14 protein-coding genes are annotated in these 12,977 nt (G+C 55.0%); 10 read left to right on the top strand and 4 right to left on the bottom strand.

The genetic code is table 11. The features are described from left to right. The first annotated feature begins 85 nt into the window (after positions 1-85). Positions 86-352: a DUF333 domain-containing protein gene (locus EKN38_RS13915; RefSeq protein ID WP_014832089.1), complete on the top strand. Its 267-nt coding sequence runs from the start codon at positions 86-88 to the stop codon at positions 350-352. Here the strand turns inward: EKN38_RS13915 and hslJ are convergent, their stop codons facing one another. From hslJ to EKN38_RS13895, 4 genes are all read right to left on the bottom strand, one after another. After that, entirely contained in the window at positions 353-790 is a 438-nt protein-coding gene (hslJ, locus tag EKN38_RS13910; RefSeq protein WP_014832088.1) for a heat shock protein HslJ, read from the bottom strand. Between the two features lie 127 nt (positions 791-917). Continuing rightward, positions 918-1,046: a DUF2474 domain-containing protein gene (locus EKN38_RS13905; RefSeq protein WP_013096467.1), complete on the bottom strand. Its 129-nt coding sequence runs from the start codon at positions 1,044-1,046 to the stop codon at positions 918-920. Then, on the bottom strand, positions 1,046-2,056 hold the full coding sequence (gene cydB / locus EKN38_RS13900) for a cytochrome d ubiquinol oxidase subunit II (RefSeq protein ID WP_014832087.1): 1,011 nt from the start codon (positions 2,054-2,056) through the stop codon (positions 1,046-1,048). Before cydB ends, EKN38_RS13905 begins: the two co-directional genes overlap by 1 nt. After that, positions 2,056-3,456 carry a cytochrome ubiquinol oxidase subunit I gene (locus EKN38_RS13895; RefSeq protein WP_014832086.1) on the bottom strand — a complete coding sequence of 467 codons (1,401 nt, stop codon included), beginning with the start codon at positions 3,454-3,456 and terminating at the stop codon, positions 2,056-2,058. Before EKN38_RS13895 ends, cydB begins: the two co-directional genes overlap by 1 nt. Before the next feature lie 393 nt (positions 3,457-3,849). On the opposite strand from EKN38_RS13895, the gene EKN38_RS13890 reads away from it, so the two are divergent. The 9 genes from EKN38_RS13890 to EKN38_RS13845 all read left to right on the top strand — a co-directional run bounded on the left by EKN38_RS13890 (position 3,850) and on the right by EKN38_RS13845 (position 12,942). Next, entirely contained in the window at positions 3,850-4,038 is a 189-nt protein-coding gene (locus tag EKN38_RS13890) for a hypothetical protein (RefSeq protein WP_043951635.1), read from the top strand. 82 nt (positions 4,039-4,120) lie between these two features. Next, the gene (locus EKN38_RS13885) at positions 4,121-5,530 is read left to right on the top strand and encodes a PLP-dependent aminotransferase family protein (protein WP_014832085.1); all 1,410 of its coding nucleotides are present in this window, start codon (positions 4,121-4,123) and stop codon (positions 5,528-5,530) included. 273 nt (positions 5,531-5,803) lie between these two features. Beyond that, a complete protein-coding gene (gene ydcS, locus EKN38_RS13880) occupies positions 5,804-6,949 on the top strand; it encodes a putative ABC transporter substrate-binding protein YdcS (protein WP_014832084.1) in 1,146 nt (381 codons plus the stop codon). Positions 6,950-6,966: 17 nt separating this feature from the next. After that, on the top strand, positions 6,967-7,980 hold the full coding sequence (locus EKN38_RS13875; protein ID WP_014832083.1) for an ABC transporter ATP-binding protein: 1,014 nt from the start codon (positions 6,967-6,969) through the stop codon (positions 7,978-7,980). Between the two features lies 1 nt (position 7,981). After that, positions 7,982-8,926: an ABC transporter permease gene (locus EKN38_RS13870; RefSeq protein WP_014832082.1), complete on the top strand. Its 945-nt coding sequence runs from the start codon at positions 7,982-7,984 to the stop codon at positions 8,924-8,926. Continuing rightward, positions 8,916-9,722, top strand: a complete 807-nt coding sequence (locus EKN38_RS13865) for an ABC transporter permease (RefSeq protein WP_014832081.1) — start codon at positions 8,916-8,918, stop codon at positions 9,720-9,722. Before EKN38_RS13870 ends, EKN38_RS13865 begins: the two co-directional genes overlap by 11 nt. Before the next feature lie 24 nt (positions 9,723-9,746). Next, complete coding sequence (gene patD, locus EKN38_RS13860; RefSeq protein ID WP_014832080.1) at positions 9,747-11,171, top strand: aminobutyraldehyde dehydrogenase; 1,425 nt, start codon at positions 9,747-9,749, stop codon at positions 11,169-11,171. 755 nt (positions 11,172-11,926) lie between these two features. Continuing rightward, the gene (locus EKN38_RS13850) at positions 11,927-12,100 is read left to right on the top strand and encodes a GhoT/OrtT family toxin (protein WP_013096478.1); all 174 of its coding nucleotides are present in this window, start codon (positions 11,927-11,929) and stop codon (positions 12,098-12,100) included. Between the two features lie 86 nt (positions 12,101-12,186). Next, positions 12,187-12,942, top strand: a complete 756-nt coding sequence (locus EKN38_RS13845) for an alpha/beta fold hydrolase (RefSeq protein ID WP_014832078.1) — start codon at positions 12,187-12,189, stop codon at positions 12,940-12,942. Positions 12,943-12,977 lie beyond the last annotated feature (35 nt).

Here is a 12,977-nt window from a genome sequence, read left to right as displayed (position 1 = left end):
GCATAAATACGCACTTCCGCTCTCGACGACACGGGATGTGATGCCTATTATGCATAGGTTTCGCATTATTAATGGGGGAGAGAGCATGCGTTCAGCGTTTTGGGTAGGGTGTGCCGCGTTATTGTTATCGGCCTGTAGCAACGAACCTGTCCAGCAGGCAACGGCAGCACACGTGACGCCGGGAATGAAAGCCGCGATGTCCAGTTCAGGACAAGCTAACTGTGCGATGATTGGTGGCTCACTGTCGGTTGCCCGCCAGCTCGATGGCTCTGCGATTGGGATGTGCGCCTTGCCAAATGGCAAACGCTGCAGTGAACAGTCGCTTGCCGTGGGATCCTGCGGTAACTACTGATTATTCAGCACGTTTAAACATCAGCGTTTTGTCGGCTGTCGCCAGCGTTAACTGGTCTTCAGTCAGGTCGACCTGCGCCCCTTTGCGCAGCATGTCGCCGATGGCCTGATCCAGTTCGTTCAACTGCGGCTCGGTACAGAGTTTGCGCGTCATGGCCAGCCCTTTAACCTTAAGTTCCCCTTCGGACAATTTTCCCTGTCCGTTGAAACGGTTACACATCACGCCGGAAATGCTGATGTTATTAACCAGGCTGATATCAGGCAGCGCGCTAAACGCGATCTCAGGTTGCGTTGCTGTGGCCTTCACGGCTTTCCCGTCCACATTTTCCAGCACGAAGCGGTGGTTCTTAAGCTGCTCCGGCTGAACGGACGCTTTACCCGGATTAACGCAGCCGGTGAGGGCAAGACTGATAACACTTAACGCAATGAGCTTTTTCATTTTTCTTCTCGAACTATAAATACCGTGAATCATTTACCAGTGTAACGATACGCTGGCATGCGTTAATGGGGTTTATCTGAAAGTGCGGGAAGGAGACCGGGCAACACAGTGGTTGCCCGGGAAAAGATCAGTGAGATTTAAAACCGGCGGCCGTCATCAGCATGCGGAAGAACATACTGACAGCCGCCAGCGCCAGTACGCTGCCGCCCCAGATAATGGCCAGCCACAGCAATCGTTTCCAGACAGGCTGTTGCATCAGTGATAACCCTCCCCATGCTGTACTTTCCCGCGAAATACGTAGTAACTCCAGAAGGTGTAGACCAGAATAACGGGAATGATCAACAACGCACCTACCAGCATAAAGCCCTGACTTTGTGTCGGCGCGGCCGCCTGCCACAGGGTGATCGACGGTGGGATAATATGCGGCCAGATGCTGATCCCAAGCCCGCTAAAGCCGAGAAAAATAAGCCCCAGCGTCAGGATAAACGGCCGATTATGGCTTTGCAGATTATTCAGGCAGCGCCACTGATACAGGCTTAGCAGAACGACCAGAGCCGGGACAGGCAACAGGTAAAACAGATTTGGCAGCGTAAACCAGCGCGCGGCGATAGCCGGTTGAGCCAGTGGCGTCCAGAGACTGATTGCCGCGATAAACGCCAGCAGCACGATTAACAACGTTTTTGAAACCTCGCGCATCCGCTGTTGCAGGGCATTTTCACTTTTCATCACCAGCCAGGTGGCGCCCAGCAGCGCATAGGCCACGACCAGACCCGCGCCGCAGAACAGGTTAAACGCGGTAAACCAGTCAAAGGGACCGCCGGTATAGGCTCGCCCGGTAACGGTAAAACCGTTTATGACGGCACCTACCGTCACGCCCTGGGTAAACGTCGCCAGAAGTGAACCGCCAATAAAGGCCTTATCCCAGAACGGACGGTGTGCTGGCGTTGCTTTAAAACGAAACTCAAACGCCACGCCTCGAAAAATAAGACCGATCAGCATTAATGTCAGCGGAATGGTGAGGGCATCGATAATCACCGCGTAGGCCAGCGGAAAGGCACCGAAGAGGGCCGCGCCACCCAGCACCAGCCAGGTTTCGTTCCCGTCCCAGACCGGCGCGACGCTGTTGACCATCACATCGCGATCGTCCGGGTTTTGTGTTGCCGGGAATAAAATACCGATCCCCAGATCAAAACCGTCCATCACGATATACATCAGCGTCGCGAAGACGATGATGACAAACCAGATAATGGAAAGATCGATACCCATTATGGTTGCTCCTTATTGACTGTGGTAACTGCCGACAGCGGGCGTGCCGGACGTCCATCGGCCTCGGTGGCGAACGATTCGTGAGGCTGAGGCCCTTTTTTAATCAGGCGCACCATATAGCTGTAACCGACGCCGAAGACGGAGGTGTAAACGACGAAGAAAGCCAGCAAACTGACGCTCATATGCAGATCGCCATGAGCGGAAACCGCATCCCGGGTGCGTTGAAGCCCATAGACCACCCACGGCTGGCGGCCCACTTCGGTGGTCACCCACCCGGCCAGAATGGCGATCAGCCCTGAAGGCCCCATCAGCAGGGCGAACCACAGGAAGGGGCGCGAGGCGTAAACACGCTTTTTATAGCGCAACCAGAGCGCCACCACGCCAAGCAGCAGCATCAGCATGCCTAAGCCCGCCATGATGCGGAATGACCAGAAGACAATGGTGGAATTTGGACGATCTTCCTTCGGGAACTCCTTGAGCGCAGGAACCTGTTTTTCCAGACTGTGCGTCAGGATAAGGCTGCCGAGAGCGGGGATCTCGAGCCCAAAGCGGGTACGCTCCTGTTCCATATCCGGCCAGCCAAACAGCAGCAGTGGGGTAGGTTCCCCCGGTGGGTTCTCCCAGTGTCCCTCAATGGCGGCGATTTTGGCAGGCTGATGCTTTAACGTATTCAGCCCGTGCATATCACCGACCATTGCCTGGATGGGCGCCACAATCAGGGTCATCCACAGCGCCATGGAGAACATGGCGCGAATCGCGGGCGTATTGTTCCCGCGCAGCAGATGCCATGCCGCTGACGCGCCAACAAACAGGGCGCTACTGAGGAAGGCGGCTATCGACATATGCAGCAGCCGGTAAGGGAAGGAGGGGTTAAAGACCACGGCAAACCAGTCTACCGGGACGACCTGCCCGTTGACGATCTCGTAGCCCTGTGGGGTCTGCATCCAGCTGTTGGAAGAGAGGATCCAGAAGGTGGATATAATCGTCCCCAGCGCCACCATACAGGTGGCGAAGAAGTGCAGACCAGGCCCAACTTTATTCCAGCCGAACAGCATCACGCCGAGGAATCCGGCTTCGAGGAAGAAGGCGGTCAGCACTTCATAGGTCAGAAGCGGGCCGGTAATGCTGCCCGCAAACTGCGAAAACCCGCTCCAGTTGGTACCAAACTGATACGCCATCACCAGCCCGGAGACCACGCCCATGCCAAAGTTAACGGCAAAAATCTTGGACCAGAAGTGGTACAGCGAGCGCCAGACCGGATTTTTTGTTTTCAGCCACAGCCCTTCAAGCACAGCAAGATAGCTTGCCAGGCCGATAGTGATTGCCGGGAAAATAATGTGGAAGGATACGGTAAAAGCAAACTGTATCCGTGCAAGATGAAAAGCATCTAAACCAAACATGCACAGCCTCAATGTCAAACGGTGTGCTGTTATGGTACAGAGGCGCAATTCAGTCTATCAGACGCAGAAAAGCGAAATTTAACCATAACAGTTGGCTAAAAACGCACGCTTTAGCCATCTGATATACCTCGTCTTTGAGGCATAAGAAAATTCTTTTTATGAATTTTACGCATTAAACCGCTTGCTTTGTCGTCAGCACCGTGCGTTAATGGTCTTCTGGTTTTGAGTCCAAATAAATATCTGACGTAGTTTTATAAAGCAGTTCTCATCACGTTGTGCCTCTCCGCAGCCTCTCTTGGGTCTTTATCTACTTTCCGATTAGTTTTGTTTCAAACCATTATCGCCTGATCGGCTCATGAGTAATTTACGTTTTTACGTTTACAGGAGAATCCTATGACTTCTTATATCCATTTTCGCTGCCCATGCTGTCATGGCTCGCAGTACCGTACTTCAGCCTTTGATGTGTCTGAGAAAAATCCTTTCGGCGCAAAATGCATCTTTTGCAAATCGCCAATGATTACGCTCGACCATCTGGCCGCGGCTCGTTTCGCACACAATCATGTGACCGAGTACCGTAAGTAATTAATTCCGCAAACCATAACAGTTAGCAAAATCTTCTCTTTTTCTCCTGCTGATATACACTGTCGGCAATAAGGAGAATCTGATGAAAAAATACCAGCGTCTGGCGCAACAAATTATCTCGCAGATTGAGCTTGGCGTATGGTTGCCGGGCGATAAGCTGCCTTCTCTGCGAGAGCAGGTGGCGAGCAGCGGCATGAGTTTTATGACCGTGGGCCACGCGTATCAGATGCTGGAAAGCCAGGGGCGCATTGTCGCCAGACCGCAGTCGGGCTATTACGTTGCCTCGCGCCCGACCGCACAGCAGCCAGCGCCGCCTGCACAGGTCATGCGCGACGAAGCGGTGGACATCAACACCTATATCTTCGACGTTCTGCAGGCCAGCCGCGATCCGTCGGTTGTTCCTTTCGCTTCCGCCTTTCCCGACCCGCGTCTTTTCCCGCTTCAGCAACTCAACCGCTCGCTGGCGAACGTCAGCAAAACCGCGACGGCGATGAGCGTGATTGAGAACCTGCCGCCGGGTAACGTCGATTTGCGCCACGCCATTGCCCGCCGCTATGCACAGCAGGGGATGAACATCTCACCGGATGAGATCGTGATCACCGCAGGCGCGCTCGAAGCGTTGAATCTGAGTCTGCAGGCAGTAACCGAGCCGGGGGACTGGGTGATCGTTGAAAATCCCTGTTTCTACGGCGCGCTGCAGGCGCTGGAACGCCTGAAACTGAAGGCCCTGTCGATTGCGACGGACGTGCGCGAGGGAATCGATCTTAATGCGCTTGAACAGGCGCTAAGTGACTACCCGGTAAAAGCCTGCTGGATAATGACCAACAGTCAAAATCCGCTTGGCTTTACGCTCAGTGCGGAAAAAAAAGCGCAGCTCGTCGCGCTGTTGACGAAGCACAACGTCACGCTGATTGAAGATGATGTCTACAGCGAGCTCTATTTTGGGCGTGAAAAGCCGCTCCCGGCGAAAGCATGGGATCGTCAGGACATGACGCTGCACTGCTCCTCGTTTTCGAAATGTCTGGTGGCCGGTTTTCGTATCGGCTGGGTAGCGGCGGGTAAACATGCGCGACGCATTCAACAGTTACAGCTGATGAGCACACTCTCAACCAGCTCCCCCATGCAGCTGGCGCTGGTAGATTACCTGGCGACCAAACGCTACGACGCCCATCTTCGCCGCCTGCGGCGCACGCTGGCCGAGCGTAAACAGCAGGCGTGGCAGTCACTTTTGCGCCATATGCCGCCGGGCGTCAAAATCCATCATAACGACAGCGGCTACTTTTTGTGGCTGGAACTTCCGGCACAGCTGGATGCAGGACTGTTAAGCGAACAAGCGTTACGCCATCACATCAGTATTGCCCCAGGCAAGATGTTTTCCACCTCGGATGTCTGGACACCTTTTTTCCGTTTTAATACCTCCTGGGCATGGGGAGAGCGGGAAGAGCAGGCCGTTATTCAGTTAGGGAAATTAATCAGCAGCATGTTGAAATAACGATTCCGGCCTCTCGCTAAATAATCATTGCTTATCTTTTTGCCGCCGCGGCGACCATTTTGCCGCGTCGCATCATACGAAATCTGCATACCACCTCTCACGCCTAACCCCTTGTCTATAATCCAGTTAACGGGGAATGCGCCCTCGGTCACACCTTGATGAAATTTCCTTAAGCCGCACGGTGCGGGGCATTTGCGCGGTCTACGTTTAATGAGGGAGATATTTTTACGGCACGGCTGCCGCTAAATTTTCATTGCGACTGGAGTAATGTTTATGAGCAAAAAATTTGCCCGCAGCAGCCTGTGTGCGCTTGGTATGGCCATAATGACCGCGCAAGCCGCCGAGCCACCGAAAGCGATTGGCGACGGAGAAGGTCGGCTGGATATTATTGCCTGGCCGGGTTACATCGAGCGGGGACAAACGGATAAAAACTATGACTGGGTGACCCAGTTTGAAAAAGAGACTGGCTGTGCGGTAAACGTCAAAACCGCCGCCACGTCGGACGAGATGGTGAGCCTGATGGCGAAAGGCGGGTATGACCTGGTCACCGCATCCGGAGATGCGTCGCTCCGTCTGATTATGGGCAAACGCGTTCAGCCGATTAACCCGGAACTCATCCCCAACTGGAAAACCCTCGACCCGCGCCTCGTTAAAGGTGAGTGGTTTAACGTGGGCGGCAACGTCTACGGCACGCCGTATCAGTGGGGGCCAAACCTGCTGATGTACAACACCAAAACCTTCCCGACACCGCCGGACAGCTGGAGCGTGGTCTTTGTAAAACAAGACTTACCGGACGGTAAAACCAACCAGGGCCGCGTGCAGGCCTATGACGGTCCGATTTACATTGCCGATGCGGCGCTGTTTGTGAAGGCCACTCAACCCCAGTTGGGTATTAACGACCCCTACCAGCTGACGGAAGAACAGTACGCTGCGGTTCTGAAAGTGCTACGCGATCAGCACGCCCTGATCCACCGCTACTGGCATGATACCACCGTACAGATGAGCGACTTTAAGAATGAAGGCGTGGTGGCGTCCAGCGCCTGGCCATATCAGGCGAATGCCCTGAAAGCCGAGAACCAGCCGATCGCGACCGTCTTCCCGAAAGAGGGCGTCACGGGCTGGGCAGACACCACTATGCTTCACGCTCAGGCAAAACACCCGATGTGTGCTTACAAATGGATGAACTGGTCGCTGACGCCAAAAGTGCAGGGCGATCTGGCGGCGTGGTTTGGCTCTCTGCCGGTGGTGGCGCAAGGGTGTAAGGCCAGTACGCTGCTGGGTGAGAAAGGCTGTGAAACCAACGGTTACGACGCCTTTGACAAAATCAAGTTCTGGAAAACCCCGATCGCCGAAGGCGGCAAATATGTGCCTTACAGCCGCTGGACGCAGGATTACATCGCCATCATGGGTGGCCGTTAATCATCCGGGAGCAGAACATGACGTACGCGGTAGAGTTTAATGACGTTTCCCGTCTGTACGGCGACGTACGGGCGGTGGATGGGGTGAGCATTGCCATTCGTGACGGGGAGTTTTTCTCCATGCTGGGGCCGTCGGGCTCCGGCAAAACCACCTGCCTGCGGCTGATCGCCGGTTTTGAACAACTCTCCGGCGGGGTGATCACAATCTTCGGTAAAGAAGCGAGTGAGCTTCCTCCGTGGGAGCGAGACGTCAATACGGTGTTCCAGGACTACGCGCTGTTTCCGCATATGTCGATTCTCGATAACGTCGCTTACGGGCTGATGGTCAAAGGCATCGACAAGAAAAAACGCCATGCACTGGCGCAGGAGGCGCTGGAAAAGGTCGGGCTGAGCTTTGCCATTGCGCGCAAGCCGTCGCAGCTTTCCGGCGGCCAGCGTCAGCGCGTTGCCATTGCGCGTGCGCTGGTCAATGAACCCCGCGTGCTATTGCTGGATGAACCGCTGGGTGCACTCGATCTAAAGCTGCGCGAACAGATGCAGGTCGAGCTGAAAAAACTTCAACAGGCACTCGGGATCACCTTTATTTTTGTGACCCACGATCAGGGGGAAGCCCTGTCAATGTCCGACCGGGTCGCCGTTTTCAACAACGGACGCATTGAGCAGGTGGATACCCCGCGTGAGCTATACATGCGCCCGCGTACGCCGTTCGTGGCCAGTTTTGTCGGCACCTCGAACGTTTTCGATCCGGCACTGGCGCAAAAAGTGTGCGGCATGGAGGGCGCTTATTCGCTACGACCGGAACATATCCGGCTCAATGAGAGCGGTGAGGTTCAGGTTGAAGGCGTGGTGCAGGCTGTCCAGTATCAGGGGGCGGCAACGCGCCTGGAGCTGAAACTTGCCGGGGGGGCAAAACTGCTGGTGAGCCAGGCCAATCTCAGCGCGGCCACACTGCAAACCGGCGTTGAGCCGGGGCAGGCGGTGCTGGCGTCATGGTCGCGCGACGCCATGATCCGCCTGCATGAGGAAGGGTGAAATGGCGATGAGCGTCTTACATCCTCCCGCACCACGCGGTACCCTAAGCCGCATTACTGCAAACTTCTGGCGCAAACCGTCGCTCGGGATATTCCTGCTTCTGCTGGCACCGCTGATGTGGTTTGGCATCGTCTATCTGGGATCGCTCCTCACGCTGCTGTGGCAGGGCTTTTATACCTTTGATGACTTCACTATGTCGGTTACGCCGGACCTGACGCTGGCGAACATTCAGGCACTTTTTAACCCGGCAAACTACGACATTATTATCCGTACGCTGGTGATGGCTATTGCGGTCACCCTCGCCAGTGCCATTCTGGCCTTCCCGATGGCCTGGTACATGGCGCGTTACACCAGCGGCAAATGGAAAGCGTTCTTCTATATTGCCGTTATGCTGCCGATGTGGGCGAGCTATATCGTCAAAGCGTACGCGTGGACTCTGCTGCTGGCGAAAGATGGCGTGGCGCAGTGGTTTCTCAGCCATCTGGGGCTGGAGCCTATTCTGGTCTCTGTTCTGACGCTCCCGGCGATTGGCGGGAACACGTTATCGACCTCCGGGCTGGGGCGGTTTCTGGTCTTTGTCTACATCTGGCTGCCGTTTATGATCCTGCCCGTGCAGGCGTCGCTGGAACGGCTGCCTGCCTCGTTGTTGCAAGCCTCTGCCGATCTCGGCGCGCGTCCGCGTCAGACCTTTCGTTATGTTGTTCTGCCTCTGGCGATCCCAGGTATCGCGGCGGGCTCGATATTTACCTTCTCTCTGACGCTGGGAGATTTTATCGTGCCACAGCTGGTAGGGCCGCCGGGCTATTTCATTGGCAATATGGTCTATGCCCAACAAGGCGCCATCGGCAATATGCCCATGGCCGCCGCCTTCACCCTGGTGCCGATTGTGCTTATCTCGCTTTATCTGGCGTTCGTGAAACGTCTGGGAGCATTCGATGCACTCTGAACGCGCACCGTTGTTCCTGAAAGTGGCAGCCTGGGGCGGGGTGATCTTCCTCCATTTTCCCCTGCTGATTATTGCCGTCTACGCCTTTAATACAGAGGACGCGGCCTTCAGCTTCCCGCCGCAAGGGCTGACGTTGAAGTGGTTTAGCGTGGCGGCGGGGCGTGGCGACATTATTGATTCCGTGACGTTGTCACTTCAAATTGCGGCGTTAGCGACGGCTATTGCCCTGGTACTTGGCACGCTTGCTGCAGCGGCGCTGTGGCGTAGCGCGTTTTTTGGCAAAAACGCCATTTCGCTGTTGCTGCTGTTACCGATAGCGCTGCCGGGCATCATCACCGGTCTGGCATTGCTGACTGCTTTCAAAACCATCAACCTGGAGCCTGGTTTTTTTACCATCGTTGTCGGGCACGCCACGTTCTGCGTGGTGGTGGTGTTTAACAATGTGATTGCCCGGTTCCGACGCACCTCCTGGAGCCTGGTTGAAGCGTCGATGGATTTAGGGGCCGATGGCTGGCAAACCTTCCGTTACGTGGTCCTGCCCAATCTTGGGTCGGCACTGCTGGCCGGGGGCATGCTGGCGTTTGCTCTGTCGTTTGACGAAATTATCGTCACAACCTTTACCGCGGGACACGAGCGCACGTTACCGCTGTGGTTGCTTAATCAGCTCGGACGTCCGCGCGACGTGCCGGTCACCAACGTGGTCGCACTGCTGGTGATGCTGGTGACAACCTTCCCCATTCTGGGAGCCTGGTGGCTAACCCGCGACGGCGAGAACAGCGCCGGGAGCGGGAAATAACATTGATTTCAACGGGACAATGCTATGCAAAAACGACTGCTGATTAATGGTGTACTGGTGAGCGGCGAGGGGGAAAAACAGCCGGTCTATAACCCTGCCACCGGAGAGGTTCTGCTGGAGATTGCTGAAGCGTCAGCCGCGCAGGTCGACGCGGCCGTGCAGGCAGCCGATCGGGCGTTTGCACAGTGGGGGCAAACCACGCCAAAAACGCGTGCCGAATGCCTGCTGAAATTGGCTGACGTTATTGAAGCGCATGCCGACGAGTTTGCCAGACTCGAATCCCTGAACTGCGGTAAGCCACTGCACTGCGCGCTGGGGGATGAGATCCCCGCGGTAGTCGATGTGTTTCGGTTCTTTGCTGGCGCGGCCCGCTGCCTGAACGGACTGGCGGCGGGTGAGTATCTGGACGGGCATACTTCGATGATCCGCCGCGATCCGGTCGGGGTTGTCGCCTCCATCGCCCCCTGGAACTACCCGCTGATGATGGCGGCGTGGAAGCTGGCACCTGCGCTGGCCGCCGGGAACTGCGTGGTGATCAAGCCCTCTGAAATTACGCCGCTGACCGCCTTAAAACTGGCCGAACTGGCGAAGGATATTTTCCCGGCTGGCGTGCTGAACGTGCTGTTCGGGCGCGGAAAAACGGTAGGCGATCCGCTGACCGGGCATGAGAAAGTGCGCATGGTGTCACTCACCGGCTCAATTGCAACCGGGGAGCACATCATCGGCCATACGGCATCCTCGATAAAACGTACCCACATGGAGCTGGGCGGCAAGGCACCGGTTATCGTCTTTGATGACGCCGATCTGGATGCGGTCGTCGAGGGCGTGCGGACGTTTGGTTTCTACAATGCCGGGCAGGACTGTACGGCGGCCTGCCGGATTTATGCCCAGAAGGGGGTCTATGCTGCGCTGGTGGAAAAGCTGGGCGCAGCGGTGGCCAGCCTGAAGATGGGGGCGCCGGAAGAGGCCTCTACCGAGCTGGGGCCACTGAGTTCTGAAGCGCATCTGTCGCGCGTCTGTCAGGCTGTGGAGGAGGCCAAAGCGCTCAGCCATATCCGCGTGGTGACGGGCGGCAGTAAAAAAGAGGGGGCGGGTTACTACTTCCAGCCAACCCTTCTGGCCGGGGCAAAACAGGAAGATGCCATTGTGCAACGTGAAGTCTTTGGCCCGGTGGTGAGCGTCACTGAATTTGACGACGAAGAACAGGTGCTGGCCTGGGCTAACGATTCACAATATGGCCTGGCCTCGTCCGTCTGGACCCGGGATGTGGGGCGCGCTCACCGGCTCAGCGCGCGTCTGCAATATGGCTGCACCTGGGTGAATACCCATTTTATGCTGGTAAGCGAAATGCCACACGGCGGCATGAAGTTATCCGGTTACGGGAAAGATATGTCGGTATATGGGCTTGAGGATTATACCGTTGTCCGGCATGTGATGATAAAACACTAATATGTTGCTAAGTGGCTGTAATGTAATGAAAATATATTTCAGCCGCTTGCTTGTGGGGCATTGAAGTTAAAATGAGTGCTCAGCAGAGCTGCCTGGTCGATGATTATGCCATCCTGACTGGAGTTGGATAAACATGTGTAATAATGGCCCAAAACGGCAACTGGAATGACAGGTAATGGGATTTCAATATTGGTTCACGATATGTGCAATTTTTCTGACCTGCCCCTTTATGCTTGTTCAGTCGATTATCTTTTTGCGACGAGGTGTCTACACTAAAACCTTCAAGGGAACGATGCGAAAGGAATATATACACAAAGACACTAAACCTAGTGAATACTGGTTTAACGTTATTGCTCAAATGATGATGAGTGTTGCAGTACCTGGTTTAGGCTTCTGGTTATTAGATGACCTACCTGCCTTTCATAATTGGCACACTGAAATCCGCGCAATGCTCCCTTTTTAATTCACCATTGAAAAGATGCCAAACCTCGCTCAGGCGGGGTTTTTTGTTGCCCGGAGATAACCACGGGCATCGAAGCCAGAGGGATTAAAGAGTCAAAGTGCAACCTTGATCCTGGATCTTGTCATGCATGGTTTACGAAGACGGATCCTTGTCAGGACATAGTTGTAACGCAATATACTCATTTGTTATTAGCCTTAATATTTAAGTGGTTATTCTGTAACGAAAAAACTTGATCTGTATCAACATATGACGCATATTGCGTGCGGTTATTTTTTCGGCTCTGGAATACAGAATGACGTTGTATCAAAAGATGTTGGTTTTTTACGCAATCATGGCTTCTATCTGCGCATTAATCACCTGGTTCCTGTCTAAAGATCGTAAACGCATCCGCCTGCTCAGCGCGTTTCTGGTAGGGTCGACCTGGCCGATGAGCTTCCCCGTTGCGCTGCTGGTCTCGCTTTTCTGAAGCACGCTTCCATTTTTAAACGATGAACATGGCATTCCTGCTACGGTAACTGTATAAATAAACAGTGCATCGTAAAAGGAGTGCTTATGAACAGTTTTTACTCGCAACATGCGGGTTGCACCGTCCGCTGGCATGATTTGCCCGGCTCTGGCGATCCCGTCGTCTTCATCCATGGATTGGGCTGCGCCTCTTCCTATGAATATCCCCGCGTCGTTCGTGACCCTCAGTTTGGCGGGTGCAGAACGATTCTCATCGATTTACCCGGCAGCGGTTACAGCGATAAGCCTGAGCACTACAGCTACAAAACTACCGATCAGGCCCGTGTTGTGGCTGAACTGGTGGATCATCTGAAGCTCGATGCCTTCTGGCTGTACGGTCACAGCATGGGCGGAAGCATCGCCATTGAAGCGGCGGGGTTGCTGGTACCGCGTGTTAAAGGGCTGATGGTGTCGGAACCCAATTTTCATGCCGGGGGTGGGATGTTCAGCCGCTCGATTGCCGCACAAACGGAACAGCAGTTTCTGGAGCAGGGATATCAGGCCATGCTCCGAACAGAAAAAACGGCGTGGGCCGGGTGCCTCCAAAGTAATGCCCCTTATGCTGTCTGGCGCGGCGCATCGAGCCTGGTGGCGGGCGTTGAGCCAGACTGGGAAACGCAATTTCTGTCGCTGCCTTGCCCGGTGACGTTGATTTTTGGCGAGCTCTCTTTGCCGGATGACGATGTGGAGCGTCTGAAGCAGAAGGGCGTTGAGGTCAAAATCATCCCTGCTGCGGGGCACTCCATGTCGTGGGAAAACCCGTCGGCACTGGCGCAGACGTTAGCGGAGTGTATGGCGGCGTGATTATCGTTGCGGAATGTTGGCCGGGTAAGCGCAGC

Source organism: Enterobacter sp. WCHEn045836 (assembly GCF_003965585.1).
GTDB classification, from domain to species: Bacteria; Pseudomonadota; Gammaproteobacteria; order Enterobacterales; family Enterobacteriaceae; genus Enterobacter; species Enterobacter dissolvens.
This window is presented reverse-complemented; position numbering and strand designations above follow the sequence as displayed.